This window comes from Microbacterium sp. NPDC089190, assembly GCF_040701795.1.
Classification (GTDB): domain Bacteria; phylum Actinomycetota; class Actinomycetes; order Actinomycetales; family Microbacteriaceae; genus Microbacterium; species Microbacterium galbum.
The window spans coordinates 346,597-371,121 of record NZ_JBFBHF010000002.1; the positions used below are offsets into that span (position 1 = coordinate 346,597).

The 24,525-nt window shown below is 71.0% G+C and carries 18 protein-coding genes and 1 tRNA gene; 5 read left to right on the top strand and 14 right to left on the bottom strand.

Features of this window, described 5'->3' with window-relative positions; all coding sequences use genetic code 11:
* Positions 1 to 15 precede the first annotated feature (15 nt).
* Positions 16 to 1,515 carry a hypothetical protein gene (locus AB0230_RS07565; RefSeq protein ID WP_366374951.1) on the top strand — a complete coding sequence of 500 codons (1,500 nt, stop codon included), beginning with the start codon at positions 16 to 18 and terminating at the stop codon, positions 1,513 to 1,515.
* 159 nt (positions 1,516 to 1,674) lie between these two features.
* Positions 1,675 to 1,751: transfer RNA gene (locus tag AB0230_RS07570), tRNA-Pro, on the top strand.
* Between the two features lie 557 nt (positions 1,752 to 2,308).
* Here the strand turns inward: AB0230_RS07570 and AB0230_RS07575 are convergent.
* Positions 2,309 to 4,336: a hypothetical protein gene (locus AB0230_RS07575; protein ID WP_366374953.1), complete on the bottom strand. Its 2,028-nt coding sequence runs from the start codon at positions 4,334 to 4,336 to the stop codon at positions 2,309 to 2,311.
* 160 nt (positions 4,337 to 4,496) lie between these two features.
* On the opposite strand from AB0230_RS07575, the gene AB0230_RS07580 reads away from it, so the two are divergent.
* Both AB0230_RS07580 and AB0230_RS07585 read left to right on the top strand, forming a co-directional pair.
* Positions 4,497 to 4,853: an META domain-containing protein gene (locus AB0230_RS07580; RefSeq protein WP_366374955.1), complete on the top strand. Its 357-nt coding sequence runs from the start codon at positions 4,497 to 4,499 to the stop codon at positions 4,851 to 4,853.
* Positions 4,854 to 4,994: 141 nt separating this feature from the next.
* Complete coding sequence (locus AB0230_RS07585) at positions 4,995 to 5,774, top strand: HAD-IIB family hydrolase (protein ID WP_315994883.1); 780 nt, start codon at positions 4,995 to 4,997, stop codon at positions 5,772 to 5,774.
* Between the two features lie 115 nt (positions 5,775 to 5,889).
* Here AB0230_RS07585 and AB0230_RS07590 read toward each other — a convergent pair whose 3' ends face one another.
* The 7 genes from AB0230_RS07590 to AB0230_RS07620 form a co-directional block, all read right to left on the bottom strand.
* Positions 5,890 to 6,711 (bottom strand): siderophore-interacting protein, encoded by an 822-nt coding sequence (locus tag AB0230_RS07590; RefSeq protein WP_363390024.1) that lies wholly within the window; start codon positions 6,709 to 6,711, stop codon positions 5,890 to 5,892.
* Between the two features lie 10 nt (positions 6,712 to 6,721).
* Entirely contained in the window at positions 6,722 to 7,495 is a 774-nt protein-coding gene (locus AB0230_RS07595; RefSeq protein ID WP_315994885.1) for an FCD domain-containing protein, read from the bottom strand.
* Positions 7,496 to 7,557: 62 nt separating this feature from the next.
* Positions 7,558 to 8,586 (bottom strand): UDP-glucose 4-epimerase GalE, encoded by a 1,029-nt coding sequence (galE, locus tag AB0230_RS07600; RefSeq protein ID WP_315994886.1) that lies wholly within the window; start codon positions 8,584 to 8,586, stop codon positions 7,558 to 7,560.
* Between the two features lie 160 nt (positions 8,587 to 8,746).
* Positions 8,747 to 9,352, bottom strand: coding sequence for a thymidine kinase (locus AB0230_RS07605; RefSeq protein ID WP_315994887.1), 606 nt, complete (start codon positions 9,350 to 9,352; stop codon positions 8,747 to 8,749).
* 7 nt (positions 9,353 to 9,359) lie between these two features.
* Positions 9,360 to 10,790 carry a malate dehydrogenase (quinone) gene (gene mqo / locus AB0230_RS07610; RefSeq protein WP_315995267.1) on the bottom strand — a complete coding sequence of 477 codons (1,431 nt, stop codon included), beginning with the start codon at positions 10,788 to 10,790 and terminating at the stop codon, positions 9,360 to 9,362.
* Between the two features lie 142 nt (positions 10,791 to 10,932).
* Positions 10,933 to 12,003: an aspartate-semialdehyde dehydrogenase gene (locus tag AB0230_RS07615; RefSeq protein WP_315994888.1), complete on the bottom strand. Its 1,071-nt coding sequence runs from the start codon at positions 12,001 to 12,003 to the stop codon at positions 10,933 to 10,935.
* 227 nt (positions 12,004 to 12,230) lie between these two features.
* On the bottom strand, positions 12,231 to 13,517 hold the full coding sequence (locus AB0230_RS07620) for an aspartate kinase (protein ID WP_315994889.1): 1,287 nt from the start codon (positions 13,515 to 13,517) through the stop codon (positions 12,231 to 12,233).
* A gap of 180 nt (positions 13,518 to 13,697) precedes the next feature.
* Between AB0230_RS07620 and AB0230_RS07625 the strand changes: the two genes are divergently transcribed.
* Positions 13,698 to 15,095 carry a threonine/serine exporter family protein gene (locus tag AB0230_RS07625; RefSeq protein WP_315994890.1) on the top strand — a complete coding sequence of 466 codons (1,398 nt, stop codon included), beginning with the start codon at positions 13,698 to 13,700 and terminating at the stop codon, positions 15,093 to 15,095.
* Between the two features lie 69 nt (positions 15,096 to 15,164).
* Here AB0230_RS07625 and recR read toward each other — a convergent pair whose 3' ends face one another.
* The 6 genes from recR to nagB all read right to left on the bottom strand — a co-directional run bounded on the left by recR (position 15,165) and on the right by nagB (position 24,511).
* Positions 15,165 to 15,758, bottom strand: a complete 594-nt coding sequence (gene recR / locus AB0230_RS07630; RefSeq protein WP_315994891.1) for a recombination mediator RecR — start codon at positions 15,756 to 15,758, stop codon at positions 15,165 to 15,167.
* A complete protein-coding gene (locus tag AB0230_RS07635; protein WP_366374960.1) occupies positions 15,758 to 18,835 on the bottom strand; it encodes a DNA polymerase III subunit gamma and tau in 3,078 nt (1,025 codons plus the stop codon). The genes recR and AB0230_RS07635 overlap by 1 nt, the downstream gene beginning before the upstream one ends.
* Before the next feature lie 255 nt (positions 18,836 to 19,090).
* Positions 19,091 to 21,628: a glycosyl hydrolase family 65 protein gene (locus tag AB0230_RS07640; protein WP_315994893.1), complete on the bottom strand. Its 2,538-nt coding sequence runs from the start codon at positions 21,626 to 21,628 to the stop codon at positions 19,091 to 19,093.
* Between the two features lie 121 nt (positions 21,629 to 21,749).
* Positions 21,750 to 22,484 (bottom strand): beta-phosphoglucomutase family hydrolase, encoded by a 735-nt coding sequence (locus AB0230_RS07645; protein WP_366374962.1) that lies wholly within the window; start codon positions 22,482 to 22,484, stop codon positions 21,750 to 21,752.
* Positions 22,485 to 22,568: 84 nt separating this feature from the next.
* Complete coding sequence (locus tag AB0230_RS07650; protein WP_363578643.1) at positions 22,569 to 23,726, bottom strand: amidohydrolase family protein; 1,158 nt, start codon at positions 23,724 to 23,726, stop codon at positions 22,569 to 22,571.
* Complete coding sequence (gene nagB, locus AB0230_RS07655) at positions 23,726 to 24,511, bottom strand: glucosamine-6-phosphate deaminase (RefSeq protein ID WP_366374964.1); 786 nt, start codon at positions 24,509 to 24,511, stop codon at positions 23,726 to 23,728. The genes AB0230_RS07650 and nagB overlap by 1 nt, the downstream gene beginning before the upstream one ends.
* Between the last annotated feature and the right edge of the window lie 14 nt (positions 24,512 to 24,525).

Genomic DNA, 24,525 nt, shown 5'->3' on the forward strand with positions numbered 1-24,525 from the left:
CGAAGGGAATCCCTCATGAACCATCCGCCTCCGTCGTTTCGTCGTCTGCCGGCCGCACTCGCCCTCCTCGCGGTCCTCCTCGGCAGCCTCGCCGTCGCACCCGCCGCTCAGGCCGCCGAGCGCGGCACGGGCTTCGGCACCTGGGCGCCGCTCTCACGCACCGGCTGGCACGGATCCATGCGCGTCGGAGATGTGCACACGTACTGCATTCATCCGGGCCTGCCCGTGGCCACCGACGCGACGACCGATCACGGCACATCGAGCGACGTCAACGGTCTCTCGCCGCAGCAGCTCGCGTCGATCAACCATCTCGTGACCACCTATGGCCAGACCGACGACCCCGTGCAGGCCGCGAGCGTCGGCTGGGCCGTGAAGGCGATCGTCGACCGGCAGACCACTCTTCACTCGTGGGGGTACGAGGGAGACGACCTGCCCGGCGCCATCGACTGGATCATGCGCCGCGCCAGCCCCGAGAACAGCGGTGCGATCCAGGAGCGGACGATGCGGTACCTCGCCGAGGCCGAGGCCGTGCCCGTTCCCCGCGTCGGTGGCACCCTCGCGCTCGGGACCGACGAGGCGGACCCGACCCGTGGTTCCCTCACCGTCGACGTCGATCCCGCCGCGACGGGCACGGTGCGGCTCGAGAACGCGGTCTTCGCCGACACGGGAACCTCCGTTCACGAGAACGTCCACGGCGGTGAGGTCCACCCGATCATCGCCCCCGCCTCGTCCTCCGACGATGGGCGTCCCTACACCGTTCACGCGACGGGTTCCTTCACCGTCCCGGCGGCAGCCGTCCGCTTCTACTCCACCCCCGGTCAGCAGGAATCCGCGGGACCGGCAGATCCCGAGCGGTTCGACCTCTCGGCGGCGGATGCCACGCCGCGACCGGTGCAGTTCTCGCCACGCCTCGAGACGACCGCGCAGGTCGCGGAAGGGCGGTTCGTCGACGAGGTCACGGTGTCGTCCCCCGAGGGGGTCTGGCCTCGGCGCGGCGACGGGTCGTTCGTGCCGATCACCGCGACGGCCGATATCTATCGCACCGGCGCCTGGCCCGCCGAAGCCGCTGAGGTTCCCGCCCATCTCACCCCCGTCTCGCACCTCAGCCTGACGACCGACCCCGCGCTGGGCGCCGGCACCTACACGGTGCGAAGCGCCGAGCTGCCCGGCCCCGGCGTGTACACCGCCGTTTGGAGGATCGATCGGGAGGCGCAGGATGCCGCCGTCTCGCCGCACCTCCCTCGGGGCTATGTCTGGGTGGAGCGTTTCGCCTCCCCCACCCAGACGGAGCAGGTCGCACCGCCCGCGCCGCCCACGGCGTCAACCGCTCCGACTCCCCCGCCCGCCGGGACCCCGCCGCTCCCCCCGTCGGCCCCGGCCCCGCTCGCCTCCCTCGCCGCCACGGGGACGCCCGCGACGGCGCTCCCTGGCGCGATAGGGGTCATGACGACGGCAGGGGGACTCGCGGCCGTCGCCTGGGCGTTCGCGCGCCGGCGTCGCACCCTGCGCCCCTGACGACACCGGGCGGCGGTCCGCCGGGGGCGAGCCGCCGCCCGCCCGTCGCTCGCTCGCCGATCGCGGCGGGCGAGCGACCGGCCCGCAGAGAGCGGCGCGCCCGAAGGTCCGCGTGGTTCGGAGCATGGCCCGCGGCAGGGTAGACTTTTCAAGTTGCAACGGGGTGTGGCGCAGCTTGGTAGCGCGCGTCGTTCGGGACGACGAGGCCGCAGGTTCAAATCCTGTCACCCCGACCATCGCATCATTGAGAAGGGCTCCCGCCCAGCGGGGGCCCTTCTTCTTTCTCTCACGACGGGGCCTGCGGGGTACCGGTGCTGCGAGTCCGTCGCAGCTGGACCCTGGTCCCGTATGGAGAGGCGCGTTCACCCGCCGCCTGAGTCCCGACGCCGCCTGAGCGCAAACGCCGCCGGAGCGTCCACGCCACCCGGCCGAGACGCGCCACTCGGCCGACACGCGCCATCCTCTCGATAGGCGCCGCGCTGCCGAAATGCGCGTGTCGACGTTCAGCGCAGTGATCGGATGCGGCGCAGTGTCCCCATGCGGAATTGTTCCGCAGCGCAGCGCAGTCTCCACATGCAGCGCTGTACCGAAATGCAGCGCAGTCTCCACATGCAGCGCTGTACCGAAATGCAGCGCAGTCTCCACATGCAGCCCTGTTCCGAAATGCAGCGCTGTTCCGACGCGCGGCGCACTACCGACAAGCGACGCACGACCCGAAGCTCCGCTCGCACGAAAAAAACGCCCCCGGACCTTCCGAAACGGGAAGGCGCCGGGGGCGCTCACTCAGGGATGCTCAGCGCACGGAGCGACGCACCTTGCGGTAGCCGAGGGCACCGAAGCCACCCAGCATGAGGGCGAAAGCGCCCCACGCGAGGGGAGCGACGTCACCCATACCGGTGTTGGCGAGGCCGCCACCGTTGCCGCCGCCGGGGTTGCCACCGGGAGCAGGGGTGCCGCTGGGCGAGGGAGCCGGAGCGGGAGCGGCGGTGACCGAGAAGCTCACCGAAGCGGAGCTCGACACACCGTCGACCGTCTGCGTGGCGACCACGGCGTAGTCACCGGCGGCCAGAGCGTCCTTGAGCACGACCGACCACTTGCCGTCCTTGACGACCGTCTCGCCGACCTTCGCGTCGTTGATGGTCACCGTGATGTCGGCGCCCGTCAGACCCGTGCCCGAGATGGCGGTGGGAACCGCGGCGCCGCTGTACGACTCGCCGTCCTGGATGCCGGTGATCACCGGAGCCGACGGGGCGACGGTGAACTCCACCGTGGCTGCTGCCGACGTCTGGCCGTCACGCGCCTGGGTGGCGGTGACCGAGTACTGGCCGATGCCCAGGTCGGTCTCGACCGACCAGGAGCCGTCTTCGGCGACCTTGGCGGAGCCCTTGACGTCGCCCGTGAGGGTCACCGTGGCGCCGGCGAGGCCGGTGCCCGAGATCGCCGTGAGCTCGTTCTCGACCGTGGAGCCGTTGGCCGGCGTCGTGATGACCGGAGCCTCGGCCTTGACCTCGACGGAGGCGTCGACCGTGGTTGAGGTGTTGTACCCGCTGACCGAGGTGAGCGAGAAGGAGTAGGTACCGAGCTTGTCGGGAGCGGGGAAGCTCCAGTTGCCCGAACCGTCGACCGTGACCTCGAAGGAGTCCCCGGAGGACGGCTTGACCTTCAGCGTGGTGCCCACCTGAGCGGTACCCGAGATGACGCCTCCGACGCCCACCGAGCCGCCGTCAGCGGGGGTGGTGAGGGCGGGAGCGTCGATCTTGAGGGCGACGGTGTAGCCGTCGGTCTGCGCGAGGCCGGCCTGGAGGTCGGCGGCCCACAGGAAGTCACCATCCTGGCTGCCGCCAGACACGACACCCACCGCGGTGCCGCCCTGGAAGACGGCTCCGCCCGAATCGCCCTCGTTCACGATGCGCGAGTCGCTCTCGATCGCGAAACCATAGACCCATCGGAAGGTCAGGTCACGCTTCGAGACCTTGGACCAGCCCTGGACAGCAGTCACCGTGCCGGTCGTGAGCCCGGTGGTGCGGCCCGACTTGGAGGCGGGCTGGCCGACCTGAGCCGAACCCACGGCCCTGACGTCGGTCGTCGACTTCGAGAGGTCATCGCTGGATGCCGTGGTCCAGTCGGTGATCTCGGGGTGCAGCTTGAGGGAGTCGTTGGTGATATCGATCGTCGCGATGTCGACCGACGTCACGTCGCCCTCGGAACCTTCGGTGCTGCCGGGGCCACCGAACTGCGTGAACGCGAGCGTTCCGAGCTCGTCCGTCACGTCTACGGTGGGGCTATCCGGTGCCCCGCCGCCGGCAGGGTCACTGGAAGGGCGCGTCAAGAAACTCGCGGAGTACAGGCCGTCTTCATTGCAGTGACCGGCGGTGATGACTGCCGGATCGCCCTGCGGGCTCCAACCCGTGAACCCGATAGAGCAGGAACCTCCGGGGCCCGGATTCGCGGGGTTCGTCGAGAAATACCCGGCACCGGCGACGATGTCCGTCTCGGCGAGCGCCTTGATGGGACTGTCGATGACCTTCACCTTGACGTTCGACTTCGACTCGACGAAGGTCTTCGCGTCTCCCTCGAGAGCGGCTTCCTCGGCCGTGGTGTAAACGACGACATTGCCGTTCCCGTCCTTCGCGACGGCCTGGACCTGCTCGTCGCTGCTCAGCAGCTGCTTGGCCGTGGCGTCGAATTCGGGGCCCGACGTGGGCGCGACCGACTGGTCGTCACCGGCGAAGGCGACCGCGGGGGCCAGCAAGCCGGACGCGGTGAGCGCGAGAGCGGCGGACGCACCGGCCCACCCCATACGCTTCATGTTTCGTGTCATCGTCTCATCTCGTGTCGTTAGTGGAAAAACGCACCCATGAGGAGGGCAGGAACCAGTGACAGGGCCCCCACCCATCTCTCAGCGTCGCCGCTTACCTTACGACAACCTGAGCGTTGGATAAGAATGTTTTTCGCATTCCGTCAGAGATGAGGAGATTCTCATGATCCGCAGGTGGAAGGCCGTTTCGGCAATTGCATTCATCGGCATTGGAATGATCGCTCGGGGCGGGAGCTCCGAACCCCCGTTCACCGGCGACCGGTGGGTCGGCGGTGGCACCGAGCACCTCACCCTTCGTGACGGCGAGGTGCGCGGAAGCGACGGATGCAACGGCATCCTGGGTAGCTACACCGACGACGGTGCACGACTGTCCTTCTCGCTCGGCATCGCGACGCTCAAGGCGTGCCCGGGTGTCGACACCTGGCTGCGCGGCATCCGATCGGCGGAGATCACGGGCGACACGATGATCGTCTTCAACCGGCACGGCGAGAAGATCGGCACCCTCGCGCGCGAGGAGTGACCGCCCTCCTCACCCGACGACACCCCGCGGGCAGCGCGCAGCACCCCCGGTAGAATCGGTCTCTCCCGCGCGGTATCCCGAGGATGCCGATCGACATCCGTCCGCGTGCCGCGCGCGACCATCACCTTCCCTAGGAGCCCCGTGTCCGACACCTCGCCCCGCCTCGTCGCCTTCGACCTCGATGACACCCTCGCCCCGTCGAAGTCGGCCATCGATCCGCGGATCGGCGAACTCCTGCTCGCCCTCGCCGCGCGCGTCGAGGTGGCGATCATCTCCGGCGGACAGCTGCAGCAGTTCCGCACGCAGGTCGTCGAGCGCCTGCCCGAGGCGGATCCGCAGCTTCTGGCCCGGTTCCACCTCATGCCCACCTGCGGCACGCAGTACTACCGCCTGACGCCCGACGGCATCGAGACCGTCTACGCCCATTCGCTGACCGACGACGAGAAGCAGCGCGCCCTCTCGGCCGTGCGCGAAGAGGCCGAACGCCTCGGGCTCTGGGAGGCCGAGCCGTGGGGCGACATCCTCGAAGACCGCGGTTCGCAGATCACATTCTCCGCCCTCGGCCAGTCGGCCCCGCTCGAGGCGAAGATGGCGTGGGATCCGACGGGCGAGAAGAAGAACAGCCTGCGCGAGGCGGTGGCCGCGCGCATCCCCGACCTCGAGGTGCGCTCGGGCGGCTCGACCTCGGTGGACATCACCCACCGCGGCATCGACAAGGCCTACGGCATGGGCAAGCTCGCCGACACCACGGGCATCCCGCTCGACGACATGCTCTTCGTCGGCGACCGGCTCGACCCCGACGGCAATGACTACCCGGTGCTCGCGATGGGCGTCGACTGCCACGCAGTGCATGGCTGGGAGGACACCGCCGGCTTCCTCGAGCAGCTCATCCCCACCCTCCCGGAGAAGGACCAGTCCTGACCTGCCGAGTTCGTCCACGTCCGGACGGGCGCGGCCGAACGAGAGGCGCGCGAGCCGAGAGCCGAGGGCGCTCGAACGACAGGAGCATCGACGCGCCCCCGAGCCCCCGCTCGCCTCAGAGGATCTTCCCGATCGGTTCGCGCTTTTCGGCCTGGAACCGGTCCTCGGTCCGGCCGTAGGCCCAGTATCCCGAGAGCGACACCTGCTCGCGTCGGAGCCCCCATCGGGTGAAGACGATGTCGCGAAGGGCCTTCATCGCCTCGCGTTCCCCGTGCGCGAAGACCTGGCCGCGCCCATCGAGTGGATGCCATGCCCCCACCGTCTCGGCCAGCACCGGCGTCGAACCGGCCGGGGCCTCGCCCCGGTGCACCCAGGTCACGGCCACGCCGGCGGGAACCGTGAGGGGCACATGCTCGTCGGCGCTCTGCACCTCGAGGAACGCCGCGCCGACGGCATCCGGGGCGAGGGATTCCAGCGCGGCCGCGATCGCCGGCAGTGCCGACTCATCGCCGGCGAAAAGGTGCCAGTCGGCCGACGGGTCGGGCGCGTATCCGCCCCCGGGTGACGAGACCACGAGGCGGTCGCCGGGCTGAGCGTGCGCCGCCCAGGGACCCGCGAGTCCCTCCTCACCGTGGACGACGAAGTCGATGCTCAGCTCGTCGCCGTCGACCGCGCGCACGGTGTAGGTGCGCGTCACCGGCAGGTCGTCCGCGGGAAGGGTTTCCCGAAGCACCGCCAGGTCGTAGGGCGGCTCGAGGCCCAGCTCGGGCTTCGCGAACGTGATCTTCACGTATGCGTCGGTGTGGGGACTGTCGCGGAACGCCGTCAGGTCGGTTCCCCGAGCGCGCACGCGTACCAGGTGAGGGCTGAGCCGCTGCGTGGCGACGACGTGGAGCACGTGCTGCGGGCGCGGCGGGCGCGCGGGGCGATCGGTCACGAGGTTCCTCTCACAAGGTGGCCGACGCCCGCACGGCTGCGCGCACGGCGTTACCGACCGCGTCGTCGGCGGTGTCGGAGGGGCTCAGGGCCTGTGCCACCTCGGTGTAGTAATCGGTGATGTGTGCGCGCACGCGCTCTCGCGCGCTGTCGGCATCTCCGCGGGACACGGCGTCGACGATGTGCCGATGCTCCGCTCGGAGCCGGTCGGAGGTCGCCGTCCACGAGTCCAGGCGAGCGGCTCCCGCCTGCGTGTAGGCCTCGATCGAGCTGCGGAGCCCTGCCATCATCGCCGACACGACGGCGTTGCCGGACGCCTCCGCCAGTGCTTGGTGGAAGCGCGCGTCCAGGGCGAGGAACTCGACGGGGTCGAGGGACTCGGCATCCATCGCCTCGAGGATGCCGGCGATCTCGGTCAAGTCGGCGTCGGAGCGCGCGAGCCGCTCGGCGACGTCGCACTCGAGCACGACGCGGGTGCGCACCACGTCGCTCAGGGGGAAGCCGTTCGCCGCCACCTGCAGGCGCAGGAAGGCCGCCAGGCCCCCGCGAGGGGTCGTGACGATCATCGCCCCGGCAGAGGGACCCGAGCCGGTCGCGGTGCGCACGACACCGAGCACCTCGAGCACCCGTACGGCTTCGCGCACGCTCGAGCGGCCGACGCCCAGCTGAGCGGCCAGTTCACGCTCGGGCGTCAGGCGGTCGCCCGGGCCGAGTCGGCCGTCGCGGAGGTCGCCCTCGATCCGCTCGAGCACGACCTGCCAGGCGCGCGGTGCACTGTCCGGCATGAGGCTCCCCCTTCGCCCGGCGCAACGATGTGGCCGGACCACATCACCCTACGCGCGCGGGATCACTCCGGGGCGGACGTCGCGTATCCGGCGGGGTTCGTCGTCTGCCAGTTCCAGTAGTCGCGGCAGGCGTCGTCGATCGTGAACCGCGTGCGCCACTTCAGCACCTCGGCGGCCTTCGCCGGGTCGCAGTAGGTCGCCGCGACATCGCCCGGGCGGCGCGCGAGGAACTTCTTGGGCAGCTCGCGGCCGACGGCCTTCTCGAACGAGGCGACGAGCTCGAGGACGCTCACCGGACGCCCCGTGCCGAGATTGAACACCTGATGCCCGGGCTGCGCCTGCTCGAGAGCGGCGACGTGCCCCTCCGCGAGGTCGACGACGTGGATGTAGTCGCGCAGGCCGGTTCCGTCGGGAGTGTCGTAGTCGTCGCCGAAGACGCCGATCTCGTCCAGGGTGCCGATCGCGACACGCGAGACGAAGGGCATGAGGTTGTTCGGGATGCCGGCCGGGTCTTCGCCGATGAGACCCGACGCGTGGGCACCCACGGGGTTGAAGTAGCGCAGGACCGTGACGTTGAGCTCGGGGTTCACCCGGGCCACGTCCGCCAGCACGACCTCGTTCATGCGCTTCGACTTGCTGTAGGCGTTCGACAGGTCGATGCTCGTCGTCGACTCCTCCGTGAACGGCAGGTCGGCCGGGTCGGAGTAGACCGTGCCCGTGCTCGAGAAGACGAACGATCGGATGCCGCGGGCGATGCCGACCTTCAGCAGCGCGAACGTGGTGTCGAGGTTGTTGGAGTAGTAGGCCAGCGGCTTCTGGGTGCTCTCCCCCACGGCCTTGAACGCCGCGAGATGGATGATCGCGTCGATCGGGCCGTGTTCGTCGAAGACGGCGGTGACGACGGACTCGTCGGCGGCGTCGCCGACGACCAGGGGCGCAGGCTTGCCGGTGATGCGCTCGACCCGCTCCGCGGCGACGGCGTGCGTGCCGGACAGGTCGTCGAGAAGGACGACGTCGTGGCCGGCCTCGAGGAGGGCGACGGCCGTGTGGGTTCCGATGTAACCGGCACCGCCGGCGAGGAGGACGCGCATGCCTCCAGGCTATCGGTCGACGCCGACACCGCCGTCCGCGCCCGCGGCAAGCAGGGCTGCGCAGAGCGCCGAGACGGCACCGCGCGGACAACTCGGCGACGTCCCGCGACCGAGGTGTCAGCCTGATGCCGTCTCGCGGTCCGGATGCCGCGGAGGCGCCTCAGCGGCCGTCGAGCCGCCCGCCGGACTCCCGCAGGTAGCAGGCCGCGCACATCGACTCGTAGGTGACCTCTCCGGCGATCTGGCCCTCGTCGATCGCGACCTGGTCGCCGTCGAAGACGAAGCGGCCGCCGACGAGGCGGGCGTTGAAGATCGCTTTGCGCCCGCAGCGGCAGATCGTCTTGAGCTCCTCCAGGCTGTGCGCGATCTCCATCAGGCGCGCGGATCCGGGGAACGCCTCGGTGCGGAAGTCGGTGCGGATGCCGTACGCCAGCACGGGGATGCCGTCGAGCACGGCGATGCGCAAGAGGTCGTCGACCTGGCCCGCGGTGAAGAACTGGGCCTCGTCGACCAGCAGACAGGCGACCGGGGCGTGGCCCGCCGTCGCATGGAACGTCGTACGCAGATCGTCGTCGGAACCGACGAGGAAGTCGACCGGTCGGGTGACGCCCAGGCGGCTGTCGATCTGGTCGGCGCCCTTGGTGTCGATCTCGGGCTTGGCCAGCAGCACGCGCTGGCCGCGCTCCTCGTAGTTGTACGCCGCCTGCAGCAGCGCGGTGGACTTCCCGGAGTTCATCGCGCCGTAGCGGAAGTACAGCTTCGCCACGCGGGACTCAGGGGTTGATCGCGAGGGCGCGAGCCGTGGCATCCAACTCTTTGCGAGCGGCCTCGGGGTGCGTGTTGAGCGACTCGCCGTAGCTGGGGATGAGGTCGCGCAGGCGCGGCTCCCACTGCGGCATGCGCTCGGGGAAGCAGGTCTTGATCAAGCCCAGCATGATCGACACGGCCGTCGACGCGCCCGGAGAGGCACCGAGGAGACCAGCGATCGAGTGGTCGGCCGACGTGACGACCTCGGTGCCGAACTGCAGCACCCCGCCCTTCTGCTTGTCGCGCTTCATGACCTGGGCGCGCTGACCGGCGTCGAGCAGCTCCCAGTCCTCGTCCTTGGCCGTCGGCATGAAGTCGCGGAGGCTGTCGACCTTCTTCGAGTGCGTCTTCAGCAGCTCGCTCACGAGGTACTTGATGAGACCCGGATTGTCGACGGCGACCTTGAGCATCGGACCGATGTTGTGCGGGCGCACCTGCGTGACGATGTCGAGCATCGACCCGTTCTTGAGGAACTTCGGGCTGAAGGTGGCGAACGGGCCGAACAGCAGCGACGACTCGCCGTCGATGACGCGGGTGTCGAGGTGCGGCACCGACATGGGCGGGGCGCCGACCGAAGCCTGCGAGTAGACCTTCGCGCGGTGCTTCGAGACGATGTCGGGGTTGGAGGTCTTCAGCCACTGTCCGCCGATCGGGAAGACGCCGTAGCCCTTGATCTCGGGGATGCCGGAGCGCTGCAGAAGCTTCAGCGCCCACCCGCCCGCGCCGACGAACACGAACTTCGCGTTGATCGAGCCGGGGGTTCCGCCGATCACGTGGCGGTACGAGACCTCCCAGGAGCCGTCCTTCTGCTTCTTCAGCTTCTTGACGTCGTGGTTGGTGACGACCTCGACGCCCTTCTCGCGGAGGTTCGCGAAGAGCTGTCGCGTGAGGGAGCCGAAGTCGACGTCGGTGCCGGCGGGCACGCGCGTCGCCGCGAACGGCTCGCCCTTGCGGCGCTTCTGCATGAGCAGCGGCGCCCACTGGTTGATGACGCGGGAGTCCTCGCTGTACTCGATGCCGGCGAACAGCGGCTGCTGCTTGAGGACCTCGTAGCGCTTACGGAGGAAGGCGACGTCCTTCTCACCGCGGACGAAGGTCATGTGCGGGGTGGCGTTGATGAACGTCGACGGCTCGTCGAGCACGCCCTCGGCCACGAGCGAGGCCCACAGCTGACGGCTCTGCTGGAACTGCTCGTTGATCGCCACCGCCTTGGCGGGGTCGATCGAGCCGTCCTTGCCCTCGGGGGTGTAGTTCAGCTCGCAGAGCGCCGCGTGACCGGTGCCGGCGTTGTTCCACGCGTTGGAGCTCTCCTGCGCGACGTCGCTGAGTCGCTCCAGCACCGCGATCTTCAGATCGGGCTGGAGGTCCTTCAGCAGCGTGCCGAGGGTGGCGGACATGATGCCGCCACCGATGAGGAGAACATCGACGTTTTCAGTCACCCGTCGATTCTAGGTGCGGGCCGTGAGGTGTCTCGACATCGAGAGATCGGTCGGTTCGATGTCGAGACAACCCCGCGCCCGCGGCATCCGGATGCCGGAATCAGACGGTCGCGGCCCGCTTCTGCGCGACGATCTCGGCGATCTGCACCGCGTTCAGCGCCGCGCCCTTGCGCAGGTTGTCGTTGCTGATGAACAGCACGAGGCCCTTGCCCTCGGGGGCCGACTGATCGGCGCGGATGCGGCCGACGTAGCTGGGGTCGGTGCCCGCGGCCTGCAGCGGCGTCGGGACCTCTTCGAGCGTCACGCCGGGGGCGTCGGCGAGGAGCTCCCGCGCGCGCTCGGGCGAGAGGTCGCGGGCGAACTCCGCGTTGATGCTGAGCGAGTGGCCCGTGAAGACGGGGACGCGCACGCAGGTCCCGGCCACGCGGAGGTCGGGGAGCTCGAGGATCTTGCGGCTCTCGTTGCGCAGCTTCTTCTCCTCGTCGGTCTCGTTGAGGCCGTCGTCGACGAGGTTGCCGGCGAAGGGGATGACGTCGAAGGCGATCGGGGCGACGTACTTCTCGGGCTCGGGGAAGTCGAGCGCCGAACCGTCGCGCACGAGCCGTTCGACGTCACCCTGCGCGAGGACGCCCTCGACCTGGCCGAGGAGCTCCCGCGCGCCGGCGAGACCGGAGCCGGAGACGGCCTGGTAGGTGCTGACGATCAGACGCTCGAGCCCCGCTTCGGTGTCGAGCACCTTGAGCACCGGCATCGCGGCCATCGTCGTGCAGTTCGGGTTGGCGACGATGCCTTTGACGGCCTGATCGATCGCGTGCGGGTTGACCTCGCTCACGACGAGGGGGACCTCGGGGTCCATGCGCCACGCGCTGGAGTTGTCGATGACCAGGGCGCCCGCCTCGGCGAAGCGGGGGGCGTGGGCGCGCGAACCGGTGGCGCCGGCGGAGAAGAGCGCGACCTCGACGCCGGAGGGGTCGGCCGTGGCGACGTCCTCGACGACGACCGAGTGGCCGCCGAACTCGACCGCGGTGCCCGCCGAACGGGCCGTGGCGAACAGGCGCAGCTCGCGAATCGGGAACGACCGTTCGGCGAGGATCTCGAGCATGACGGTGCCGACCTGGCCGGTGGCGCCGACGACGGCGAGGGAGATTCCGGAATCGGAGATGCGGGTCATGCGGGTACCTCGGTGGTTCGGGTGATGGATGCCGCGGAAGCGGCGTTCGGGTCAGGGTAGCGCGCGCCGCGGTGGGACGACCGACGGCCGGGAGCCCTCGCAGGAACTTTGACGGCTACGCGTCGATGAACGGCCGGATCCCGTCGGCGAGAGCGGAGACGACCGGAAAACTCCTGCCGCACGTTCGGACGCCGAGGCGGCGTCCGGCCCGAGTCGGGGAGGGTGGCTCAGCGACCGGTGCCGGCGTGGACGGTCGCCTCGGCGTCGCCGTCGAGACCGTACGCAGTGTGCACGAGGCGCGCGGCCTCGGCGAGGTCGACGCCGCGAACGACCACCGAGATCCGGATCTCGGAGGTCGAGATCATCTCGATGTTGACGCCGGCCATGCTGAGCGCCTCGAAGAGCGTCGCCGAGACGCCCGAGTGCGTGCGCATTCCCGCACCGACGACCGAGAGCTTGCCGATCTGGTCGTCGTGCACGAGGCTCTCGAACCCGACCTCGGACTGCTCGCCGGCGAGCGCCTTGAGCGCCGTCGTGGCATCGGTCTTGGGGAGAGTGAACGAGATGTCGGTGCGGCCGGTGGCGGCAGCCGACACGTTCTGCACGATCATGTCGACGTTGGCGCCGGACTTGGCGACGATCTTGAAGATGTCGGCGGCCTTGCCGGGCACGTCGGGCACGCCGATGACGGTGATCTTCGCCTGGCTGAGATCGGTGGCGACGCCGGCGACGATGGGCTCTTCCATGGCTCCTCTTTCGGGGACGAGTGCGGAGGTCTTCGAGGCGTCGAGCACCCAGGTGCCCTCGCTCGCGCTGAATGTGGAACGCGCGTGGATCAGCACGCCGTGACGGCGGGCGTACTCGACCGCGCGGATGTAGAGCACCTTGGCGCCGTTGGCCGCGAGCTCGAGCATCTCCTCGCTGCCGACCCGGCCGAGCTTGCGCGCGAGCGGGACGACGCGGGGGTCAGCGGTGAAGATGCCGTCGACGTCGCTGTAGATCTCGCACACATCCGCCTCGAGCGCCGCGGCGAGCGCGACGGCGGTCGTGTCGGAGCCGCCGCGGCCGAGCGTGGTGATGTCGCGGGTGTCGCGGTTGAAGCCCTGGAAACCGGCAACGATGACGATCGCGCCCTCGTCGAGGGCCTCGCGCAGGCGCACCGGCGTCACGTCGACGATGCGGGCGGCCCCGTGCGTGGCATCCGTGATCATGCCCGCCTGGCTGCCGGTGAAGGAACGGGCCTCGAAGCCCATCGAGTGGATCGCCATGGCCAGCAGCGCCATCGAGATGCGCTCACCGCTGGAGAGCAGCATGTCGAGTTCGCGGGGAGCGGGGATCGGGGCGACCTGACCTGCGAGGTCGAGCAGTTCGTCGGTGGTGTCGCCCATGGCGCTGACCGCGACGACGACCTCGTGACCCGCACGACGGGTATCGACGATGCGCTTGGCGACGCGCTTGATGCTCTCGGCGTCGGCGACGGACGAACCGCCGTACTTCTGGACGATCAGAGCCATGAAAAGAACTCCTGGAGGGGTCGTGCGTCGGGATGTCACGGCGCCGGCGCTCGAGCCGCGCCCGTGGATCATCCTAGAGGCGCGTGCATAACCGCTCCGCCATGCGTCTTCGCGGACTCCGCGAGGGCGGCGCGGATAGGATCGACGGGTTCCACCCCTCCCCCCTCCTGGAGCGATCGGATGCCGCCCACCCCCGGCCGCTGGCTGTCGTCGCTGCGACGACTCGTGCACACCGACGATGCGACGTCGCTCGACACCACGCTGCTGCCCGTCATCGACGAGGCGCTCGCCTCGCGCATCCTCGATCTCGCGATCCGCATCGGCGAGACCATGCTCGTCGTCGGAGCTCCGGCGAACGAGGTGACGCTGACCATCGTGCGCGTATGCGGCGCGTACGGACTCGACCCCGTCCACGTCGACGTCACCTACAACTCCATCACCATCGCGCACAGCCGCCCAGGCGCCTCCCACCCCACGACCCTTCTGCGCGTCGTGCGAGGGTCGGTCCCCGACCACGCGAAGCTGCAGCGCCTGCAAGCACTCGTCACCGAGATCACCGGCGGCCTCGCCCTCGACGACGCGATCGCCCGTTGCCGGGCGATCCGACGGCTACCGTTCCGCTATCGCCCCGCGATCGTGATCGCCTCCCAAGCCACCCTCGCCGCCGGGGTCGCGATCATGTTCGGGGCCAACTGGCTCGCGCTGGTGCTGTCGTTCATCGCCGCCGCACTGGCCGCGACGACGCAGTACGTCATGGCCCGTGCGCGCGTACCGTACTTCTTCGCGCAGATCGCCGGCGGGTTCGTGCTCACCGTGGTCGCCGCGCTCTCCCCTCTGCTGCAGTACACCGGCATCGAGGCGGCCGCCGCGATCAGACCGTCGGTGATCGTGGCATCCGGGATCGTGCTCATGCTCGCCGGTCTCACGGTCGTAGGAGCAGCGCAGGATGCGATCGACGGCTTCGCGCTGACCGCGACCGGGCGCATCCTCGAGCTGACGACGCAGACGCTGGGCGTGGTGCTCGGGATCCTCGCGGGCCTCGAGACGGTGCGGGTGATCGGACTGGGGATGTCACCGCCGTCGAACGCCCTCCCCCTCGGACCGGTCGTGTTCCAGTTCGTGGGCGCCGCGGTGATCGCCGTCGCCGTCGCGGTCTTCAACGGCGCGGGGGCGCGCATCATCGTCGTCAGCGCCGCGTTGAGCCTGGTCGCGTGGGCCGGTTACGTCGCCGCGACCGGACTCGGTTTCGAGGTCGCGGCCGCGAGCGGCGTGGGCGCGTTCATCGGCAGCTTCGTCGGCATCGTCGTGGCCTACCGGCTGCACGTGCCCTCGGTCGCCATCACCACCGCGGCGATCCTGCCGCTCGTGCCCGGAGCCGCGGTCTTCCGCGGTCTGCTGGGCATCGTGGAGTCGGGCGACGACCCCGCCGTGCTGATGACCGGTGTCACCACCCTCGCGGGCGCGGCGACGATCGGCATCGCCCTGGCGGTGGGCGCGTCGCTCGGCATCTACCTCGGGCAGCCGGTGCGGGCGACGTTGTCGAGCGTGACGCGGGTGCGGGCGCGGGCGCGGGGATAGAGCTCTCGCGGCGGGTTCGTCTCGGGTGGGGGCACGCTCCCGTCTGGTGCGCGTCTCACCGCGCGGAGCTCAGAGGGTGCGGCGTCCCTCGAACGCGCGCCCGAGCGTCACCTCGTCGGCGTACTCCAGGTCGCCGCCGACCGGCAGGCCCGACGCGAGTCGCGTGACACGGATCTCGAGGGTGTGCAGCAAACGGCTCAGGTAGGTCGCCGTCGCTTCGCCCTCGAGGTTGGGGTTGGTGGCGAGGATCACCTCTTGCACGGTCCCGTCGGCGAGGCGCTGCATGAGCTGCGTGACGCGCAGATCGTCGGGGCCGATGCCCGCGATCGGGCTGATGGCCCCACCGAGCACGTGGTACAGACCGCGGAACTCGCGCGTGCGTTCGATCGCCGCGACGTCTTTGGCGTCTTCGACGACGCAGATGAGGGTCGCGTTGCGACGCGGGTCGCGGCAGATCGAGCAGCGCTCCTGTTCGGAGACGTTGCCGCAGATCTCGCAGAACTTGACCTTGTCGCGGATCTCGCCGAGGAGCGTCGACAACCGCGAGACATCGAACGACGGCGACTGCAGGATGTGGAAGGCGATGCGCTGCGCCGACTTCGGGCCGATCCCGGGCAGGCGCCCGAACTCGTCGATCAGATCTTGGACGATGCCGTCGTACATCAGCTGAACCTCGTCGGGGGCTCGTAGGGTTCGTCACGCACGTAGGTGGCGCCGAGCATCTGCCGCACCACCGCTTCACCGTAGCGCTGCACACCCCCGCGGAGCGGTGCCATCCGGGGCACGACGACGGGCGGCAGCGGCGCCTCGGTCTCGTCGGCGGGCGGGATCACGTCGTCGTCGTCGACCTCGTCGGGCGCCGGGACGGACGGCGCGACCTCGCGCGGCGGCAAGACCGCACCGGAATGCGGGGCGGTCTGTGCCGGCTCGATCACGGCGTCGTCGGGTTCATCGTCGACGGCCAGAGCGGTGGGGGCACCGTCCGACGACGGGATGGGGGCGACCGCCCATTCCGTCACCGACGACGCGTAGGGCGCCGAGGTGGAGGCCGAGCGCGAACCGGATGCCGGGGGAACCGGCCCTCGCGAACTCGCCGGTCCGGACGACGGCGCGTCGGCCGGGCGCCGAGGTGATCCACCGGACCCCCCGTCGCCGTCGAGGCGGGCGAGGTACTTCACGCGCACGCCCAGGACCGCCTGGATCGCCTGACGCAGATCTTCGCTCGGGCCGCCCTCGGGGGTACGGGTCTTGAACGCCGTGAGATCCGCCGTGGTGCGGAAGGCCAGGGTGAGCACGTCGGCGTCGAACGCGGCGACGGTGGCCGTGGACACCACCAACCACGACGACCTGCTGGCGACTTCGAGCTGGCCGAGCACCTCGGGCCAGGCGTCTCGCACGTGTCCCAGTTCGATCGGGCCGACGGGGATGGCGGGCGGGGTCGGGGCGACCGGCTCGAGGGGCGTCGGGTCGTCGGCGGGGGCGTCCGCACCCGTCGTCGCGGACGACGTCGAGGGAGCGGATGCCGCACCGGCGGGCGCGGAAGGAGCGATCGGCTCCGCCGCCGCGGGGCCGTCGGAGCGTTCGCTCGAAGGGCTCGGTGTGCTCGTCGGCGTGGGGCCGGCGGGCGCAGGCTCGACGGTGGCGGGAGTCGCCTCGGTCGGGGTGCGCGCCTCGGACGGGCGAGCGGGCGGGGTCGGTGTGTCCGAGGGGGCGCTCGACGCGGCCTCGCCGGCCGGGGCCTCGCTGGTCCGCGCGTCGCCGGTCGGGGGCTCGCTGGTCGGCGTTGCGGGGCTCGGCGGTACGCCGTCCTCCGTCGGGACGGAAGCGCTCCTCGCCGAGGAAGGGCTCGACGCGACGTCTGGGCCCTGGGGCGGTGCACCCTCCGCCACAGAGCTCGATGCGCCGGGGGCCGACGTCGTCGGCCTCTCGGAGCCGGGCATAGGGGCGGTGTCGAAGGGGTGGGCGTCGCCGTCGTCGTCGAAGGGCGGCGGGGCATCGTCGTCGGTGAACGGCGGTGGCGCATCGTCGTCGGCGGGGAGCGGGGACCCGGGTCGGGCCGACGACCCGGACGCGTTCTGCGGGCCGGCGGAGCCCGGCTGAGCGATGCGCGAGGTCGTCGCCGCGGACGAGGGGGCATCCGCCTGCGATCGGGACGAGGACGCGCCGGGGTCGGCGATGCCGGGAGCGGCCACCGGCGTCGACACGGGCCGCGCGGGACCGGGGGACGCGACGGTCGGCGCGACGCCCGGTGATGCCACGGTCGGTGCCGCTGCAGGCGACCCCGTCGGCGCGGCGCCCGGTGATGCCACAGCGGGCGCGGCCGCGCCGGGCGAGGCCACGGGCGGTGCAGCGACGCCGGGGGCGGCGATGCGGGGCGCACCCGGCGACGCGATGGCGGGCGATGCGATCGACGGCGATGCGACCGGGGGCGATCCGGCCGCGGGGGCGGCGATGCGCGGCGCGCCCGGCGCCGACCCCCCGTCGCGCGAGGCGGCGACGCCGGGCGCGGCGATGTCGGCGGCGGGCGAGGCCGGGCGCCCCGTCGCGGGAGCGACGGGGGCGGAGGCTCCCGCGTGCGCGACGTCGAGGTCGTGGGCGGTCGCCGGGGCGGTGCCCTGCGGGACGCCGGCGTGGGTGAGCACACGGGCCACGAGCAGCTCGAGCTGCAGACGCGGAGAGGTGGCCCCCGTCATCTCGTCGAGCGCGGCGACGACGAGGTCGGCCGTCCGCGACAGGCGGTGCACACCGAAGGCGGTGGACTGCCGGGCCATGCGCTCGAGTTCGTCGTCGGGGACGCCGCGCAGCACGGCCGAGGCTCCCGCGCCGGTGGCGGCCACCACGATCAGGTCGCGAAGCCGTTCGAGCAGGTCGTCGACGAAGCGGCGCGGGTCTTGACCGGTCTGCACGACGCGGTCGACCGCGGCGAACGCCCCTCCCCCGTCGCCCGCGGCGAACGCGTCGACGACCTCGTCGAGGAGCTCGGAGTGGGTGTAGCCCAGCAGCGCCACGGCCCGCTCGTAACGCACGAGCACATGCCCCGCGGCATCCGCGTCGCTGCCGGCGATGAGCTGGTCGAGCAGTGACAGCGTGTCGCGCGGAGACCCTCCCCCGGCGCGCACGACGAGGGGCAGGACTCCGGCCTCGACGCCGACGCCCTCGCTCTCGCAGAGCTCCTGCACGTACTCGAGCATGGCCGCGGGCGGGACGAGACGGAACGGGTAGTGGTGGGTGCGCGAGCGGATGGTGCCGAGCACCTTCTCGGGCTCGGTGGTGGCGAAGATGAACTTCACGTGCGCCGGGGGCTCTTCGACGAGCTTGAGCAGGGCGTTGAAGCCCTGCTGGGTGACCATGTGGGCCTCGTCGAGGATGAAGATCTTGAAGCGGTCGCGGGCGGGCGCGAAGATCGCGCGCTCACGCAGATCGCGGGCGTCGTCGACGCCGTTGTGGCTGGCCGCGTCGATCTCGACCACGTCGAGCGACCCGCCGCCGCCGCGGCCGAGCTCGACGCAGCTGTCGCACACGCCGCACGGGGTGTCGGTGGGGCCGGCTGCGCAGTTGAGGCAGCGGGCGAGGATGCGGGCGGACGTGGTCTTACCGCAGCCGCGCGGACCCGAGAACAGATAGGCGTGGCCCACGCGGTCACTGCGCAGGGCGGTCATGAGCGGCTCGGTCACCTGCGACTGCCCGATCATCTCGCCGAACGCCTCGGGGCGGTATCGGCGGTACAGGGCTGTCGTCACCCCACCAGCCTACGGCGTCCCTCCGACATCGCTTCCGTGACCGGCTCCGACCGGGTCGCCGCCGCCCGAGCTCGCCGATGTCGAACCCCGCGCGAGCCCCCGACGCGCTCCCGAACAGGGGATGCCACCGGGACAGGCCGATCTCCCGGCATCCGCCCTGTTCTCGGCGGTTCCCCTGTTCTCGACGACCCACGCACCCCCGCAACGACGAACGCGGCGACACCCCGGGAGGGATGCCGCCGCGTTCGAGCAGGATCAGAAGCCGCCGTCGAGGCCCACCGCGATGGGCGACTCGTCGTCGCTCACGAGCGGGATCGCCGCGGTCACGATCGGCACCGACGCCGACAGCAGCGTGCCGTCCTCGCGCACGGATCCCTCGAGCTGGCGGATCGAGGGGCGCCCCGGACGCACCGGACCCTGGCCGTGCAGCGCCACGCGCACGGTCTCGCCCGGCGCCACCGTGTAGTCGACGTCGCGCACCGCGAACGCGACGGGGCCGCCCTCTCCCCCGGCCCGCAGCGTCAGCGCGGTGGCGGTGAGGGTGACGTCGAGGCGGGTGCCGTGCCAGTGCAGCACGTACGACAGCTCGGGCCAGTCGGCGGGCAGGCGCGGATCGAAGGTCAGGCGGCCGAAGTGGTCGCGCATGCCGCCGAAACCGCTCACGAGCGCCGTCCACACGCCGCCGGCCGATGCGACGTGCACGCCGTCGGAGGCGTTGTGGTGCAGGTCGCCGAGGTCGACGAACGCGGCCTGACGGAAGTACTCCAGCGCGAGGTCCTGATAGCCCACCTCGGCGGCCAGGATCGACTGCACGACGGCCGACAGCGTGGAGTCGCCCGTGGTCAGCGGGTCGTAGTACTCGAAGTCCGCGAGCTTCTCGGCATCCGTGAAGTGGTTGCCCTGCAGGAACAGCGCGAGCACCACGTCGGCCTGCTTCAGCACCTGGTACCGGTAGATCACCAGCGGGTGGAAGTGCAGCAGCAGGGGGCGCTGGTCGGGCGGGGTGTTCTCGAGGTCCCAGATCTCGCGCTCGAGGAACACGGCGTCCTGGGGATGGATGCCGAGGGCCTCGCTGAACGGGATGTGCATGGCCTCGGCCGCCTTCTCCCAGCCCTCGGGCTCCGAGGGGTCGAGATTCATGCGGTCGGCCATGTGGGCGTAGGCGTCGGGGTCGTGCTCGGCGAGGTCGCGCACCGTGCGCGCGGCGAAGCGCAGGTTGAAGCGCGCCATGACGTTGGTGAACAGGTTGTCGTTCACGACCGTCGTGTACTCGTCGGGCCCCGTCACGCCGTGGATGTGGAACGAGTCGTGCTCGCCGTCGGCGGCGGCGTCGCTGGAGCGCCAGAAGCCGAGCGTCGACCACAGGCGCGCCGTGTCGACGGCGATGTCCACGCCCTCGCGGGCGAGGAACTCCTCATCGCCCGTCGCCCGGACGTACTTGGCGAGCGCGAAGGCGACGTCGGCGTTGATGTGGTACTGCGCGGTGCCGGCGGCGTAATACGCCGATGCCTCCTCGCCGTTGATCGTGCGCCACGGGAACAGGGCGCCCGCCTCGTTGAGCTGGTGCGCGCGCTTGCGGGACGCGGGGAGCATGAGGTACCTCATGCGCAGGGCGTTGCGCGCCCACAGCGGCGACGTGTACGCGAGGAACGGCAGGACGTAGACCTCGGTGTCCCAGAAGTAGTGGCCGCTGTAGCCCGACCCCGTGACGCCCTTCGCGGGCACGCCCTGCCCGTCGGCGCGGGCGGCGGCCTGCGCCAACTGGAACAGGCACCAGCGGGTCGCCTGCTGCAGGTCGCCATGACCGCCGATGCGCACGTCGGAGCGATCCCAGAAGTCGGCGTACCAGGCGATCTGCTGCTCGACGAGGCGGTCGATGCCCGTCTCGACCGCCCGGTCGAGGGTGCGGCGGCAGCGGTCGAGGAGCTCGCCCGTGGGCACACCGCGCGAGGTGTGGTAGCTCACCAGCTTGGTGATGGTGGTCGGAACGCCGGCCCGCGCGTGCACGCGGTAGACGTTCTTCGCGATGTCGGGCTCGATGAGACGCCGCGAGGTGTACTCGTTCTGCGTGTCGACGAGGTGGTCGGCGATGACGGCGAGGGTCATGCCCGATTCGCTGACCTCGTAGCTCAGCGCCGAGCGTTCGCCGTCCTGCCAGTACTCGCGCGGCTGCAGCACGCGGTCGCTGAGCTTCTCGGTCTTACGCGGGTCGAATCCGGACTGCGTGGATGCCATCGGCGAGCCGCCGTAGATGCCCTCGCCGTCCTGGCGGTTGAGCAGCTGGCTGCTGACCGTGACGGGCGCGTCGGAGTCGAGGACGGTGACGGTCAGACGCAGCACGGCGAGGTGCTTCTCATCGAACGACACGAACCGCTCGTCCTGGATGCGCACGCGCTTACCCGAGGGCGTCACCCACAGGATGTCGCGACGGAGGATGCCCTGGCGCATGTCGAGCACGCGCTCGTACTCGCGCACGTCGGCGACGTCGAGCGAGAGCGGCTCGTCGTCGACGTAGACGCGCATGACCTTGGCATCCGGTGCGTTGATGATCGTCTGGCCGACCTCCGCGAAGCCGTACGCCTGCTCGGCGTGACGGATCGGGAAGGTCTCGTGGAAGCCGTTGATGAACGTGCCCTGCTCGAGGGCGAAGCGCCCCTCGATGGAGTTACCGCGCAGGCCCAGGTAACCGTTGCCGACGGCGAAGAGGGTCTCGGTGACCCCCACGTCGTCGAGGGAGAACTGGGTCTCGACGAGTCGCCACTCGTCGATGGGGAAGCGATCGCGATCGATCATCGGGCGGGCCTTCCGGTGGCGGGTTCGGGTCGGCACGAGCGGACGGCATGCCGCTCGGGCGGGTGAGGTTCGGGGGCACCGTCCGCAGACGGAGCGAGGGACGCCGCGCGCAGGCGACGGCTCAGTCTACGAACGCGGCGAGGTCCTCGACGACCACCGTCGCGCCGGCGGTGGAGAGGTCGTCGGCGCCGACGCCGCGGTCCACGCCGACCACCACGCCGTAGCCGGCCGCGACGGCCGAGCGCACGCCGCTCAGCGCGTCTTCGACCGCGACCGATCGCGCGGGATCGACGCCCAGCATGCGGGCGGCCTCGGCGAACACGTCGGGGGCGGGCTTGGATGCCAGATGGTCGCGCTCGGCGACCACGCCGTCCATCACGACGGGGAACCGGTCGCGCAGCCCCGCGGCCTCGAGCACCTCGACGGCGTTCTTCGAGCTCGACACGACCGCGATCGGGGTGCCGGCGGCCTGGAGCACGTCGAGGAGGGCGACGGACCCCGGATAGGGACGGATGCCCTCGCTGCGGAGGATGCGGGAGAACACCTCGTTCTTGCGGTTGCCGACGCCGCACACGGTGTCTTCGCGGGGGTCGTCCGACGGGTCACCCCACGGCACCTCGACGTCGCGGCTGCGCAACAGGCTCGCGACCCCGTCGTAGCGCTTCTTTCCGTCGACGTATTCGAAGTAATCGCGGTCGGTGTAGGCCGGTTCGATCTTCCACGCCGCGAACAGCTCGTCGAACATCGTCTTCCACGCGCGCATGTGCACCTCGGCGGTGGGGGTGAGAACCCCGTCGAGGTCGAACAGCACGCCGTCGAACGAGGTGAGGTCGGGCAGGTCGGGGCTGTCGGTCACGGCGTGCTCCAGATCGGGGTGCGGTGGCGCGGGCGCCCGGAGCGCCGCCCCTCCAGCGTAGTGGCGGGGCGACGCGGCGAGGGGCTATCGCGCGGTGACCGAGAGGGCGCGTCCGCCGATCCACACCTGGGACGGATGCCAGTCGGCATCCCACTGCACGAGATCGGCCGCCGCCCCCTCGGCGACGTGACCGATGTCGGTGCGCCCCAGCGAGCGCGCGGCGTTCTCTGTGCAGGCCGACAGGACGGCGGCGGGGTCGAGCCCCGCGGCGATCATGCGGCACACGCCCTCATCCAGCACGATGCCGGCACCGGCGATCGTGCCGTCTCGTCGCCGGCCGAGCCCGTGGGCGTCGTTGGCGACCGGCTGACCGCCGAAGTCGCACCACCGGTCGGTCTCGAGCCCCGCGGTGACGATCGCGTCGGTGACGCCGACCGTGCGTCGAGCGGCGGAGGCGAGCACGAGCGAGACCACGCTGGGGTCGAGGTGCTGCCCGTCGATGATCGTGCCGACGAAGAAGCGATCGTCGGAGAGCACCGCGCCGGGGACCCCGGGTTCACGCGGTTTGAGGGGGCGCTGGGCGTTGAAGACGTGGGTCGTCATCGTGGCGCCGGCGTCGCCCGCCGCGTGCACCTGCGCGGCGGTGGCGTCGCTGTGCCCGACCGCGACCACGTAGCCCTCCCCGGCGAGACGGTGGACGGCTTCGAGCGCGCCGGGGAGCTCCGGGGCGAGGGTGACGGTGCGCAGCGCGGCGCGGGCCGCGGGGCGCTCGAGCAGGGTGTCGAGGTGCTCGCGGGCGGGGGCGAGCATGAGGTCGGCGCGGTGCGCGCCCTTACGGGCGGGCGAGAGGAACGGGCCCTCGAGGTGCGCGCCTAGGACACGGGCGACGGGTTCGTCGGCGAACCGCTCCTTCGCCCGTCCGACGCGCTCGAGGGCGGCGACGGTGTCGGGCAGGGGCGCGGTGATGACGGTCGGCTCGATCCCGGTGACCCCGCGCGCGGCGAGCCCGGCGAGGAGAGTTCGCCACCCCGCCTCGTCGGCGGCCGCCACGTCGACTCCGAACGAGCCGTTGACCTGGAGGTCGAGCATGCCCGCCGTCACGACGCCGTCGACGACGTCGTGATCGACGCTCTCGTCCCCCGTCGCCGGGCGGATGCGGGTGATCCGCCCCGCGGCGATCTCGAGGACGACGGGGCCCACGAACGATCCCCCGATCAGCGCCCGCGCGGCACGCAGGCGCATCACAGCCCCTGCCCCGCCGGCTTCCCGGCGTAGGTGGTGCGGTAGTAGTCGACGAAGGCGAGCTGGCTCGCGGCATCCTCGTCGACGACGACCGTCGCGTGGGGATGCAGCTGCAGCACCGAGGCCGGCCACCGCGCCGACACGGGTCCCTCGACCGCCTCGCGCACCGCTTGCGCCTTGCCGCGGCCGAAGCCGAGCATGATCGCGTGACGGCTGTCGAGGATCGTCGCCAGCCCCTGCGTGAGGCAATGGGTGGGGACCTGATCGATGTCGCCGTCGAAGAACCGGGCGTTGTCCTGCCGTGTGCGGGGGGTGAGGGTCTTCAGTCGCGTCCGACTCGCGAGGCTCGACATCGGCATGTTGAAGGCGAGGTGACCGTCGGTTCCGATCCCGAGGATCTGCAGATCGATGCCTCCCGCGTCGCGGATGCGCTGCTCGTACGCGGGACCGGCCTCCAGCGGCGGGACCTCGAGGTCGCCCGGGCCGAGGATCGCGTCGGGGGCGAAGTCGACGTGCTGCTCGAGCTCGGTGCGGATGAACTCGCGGTACCGCTCGGGGTGACCGGCGGGCAGCCCGACGTACTCGTCGAGCAGGAACGCCCGCACCCGCGCGAAGCTCAGGTCCCCGTCCCGGTGACGGCGCGCGAGCTCGCGGTACACCGGAAGGGGCGTCGAGCCCGTGGCGAGGCCGAGCACCGCCGACGCAGTGGCGTGCAGCAGGGCGGTGTAGGCGTCGGCGACGACGCGGGCGGCATCCTCGGAGGTGGGGACGACGACGACCTCCATCACCGTCCCCCTCT

Bases quoted from the DNA above. Each gene is read 5' to 3' on its own strand.
- AB0230_RS07565 (WP_366374951.1), top strand. From the start codon at position 16: ATGAACCATCCGCCTCCGTCGTTTCGTCGTCTGCCGGCCGCACTCGCC.
- AB0230_RS07575 (WP_366374953.1), bottom strand. From the start codon at position 4,336: ATGACACGAAACATGAAGCGTATGGGGTGGGCCGGTGCGTCCGCCGCT.
- AB0230_RS07580 (WP_366374955.1), top strand. From the start codon at position 4,497: ATGATCCGCAGGTGGAAGGCCGTTTCGGCAATTGCATTCATCGGCATT.
- AB0230_RS07595 (WP_315994885.1), bottom strand. From the start codon at position 7,495: ATGCCGGACAGTGCACCGCGCGCCTGGCAGGTCGTGCTCGAGCGGATC.
- galE (WP_315994886.1), bottom strand. From the start codon at position 8,586: ATGCGCGTCCTCCTCGCCGGCGGTGCCGGTTACATCGGAACCCACACG.
- mqo (WP_315995267.1), bottom strand. From the start codon at position 10,790: ATGTCCGCCACCCTCGGCACGCTGCTGAAGGACCTCCAGCCCGATCTG.
- AB0230_RS07615 (WP_315994888.1), bottom strand. From the start codon at position 12,003: ATGACCCGCATCTCCGATTCCGGAATCTCCCTCGCCGTCGTCGGCGCC.
- AB0230_RS07620 (WP_315994889.1), bottom strand. From the start codon at position 13,517: ATGGCTCTGATCGTCCAGAAGTACGGCGGTTCGTCCGTCGCCGACGCC.
- AB0230_RS07625 (WP_315994890.1), top strand. From the start codon at position 13,698: ATGCCGCCCACCCCCGGCCGCTGGCTGTCGTCGCTGCGACGACTCGTG.
- recR (WP_315994891.1), bottom strand. From the start codon at position 15,758: ATGTACGACGGCATCGTCCAAGATCTGATCGACGAGTTCGGGCGCCTG.
- AB0230_RS07640 (WP_315994893.1), bottom strand. From the start codon at position 21,628: ATGATCGATCGCGATCGCTTCCCCATCGACGAGTGGCGACTCGTCGAG.
- AB0230_RS07650 (WP_363578643.1), bottom strand. From the start codon at position 23,726: ATGCGCCTGCGTGCCGCGCGGGCGCTGATCGGGGGATCGTTCGTGGGC.
- nagB (WP_366374964.1), bottom strand. From the start codon at position 24,511: ATGGAGGTCGTCGTCGTCCCCACCTCCGAGGATGCCGCCCGCGTCGTC.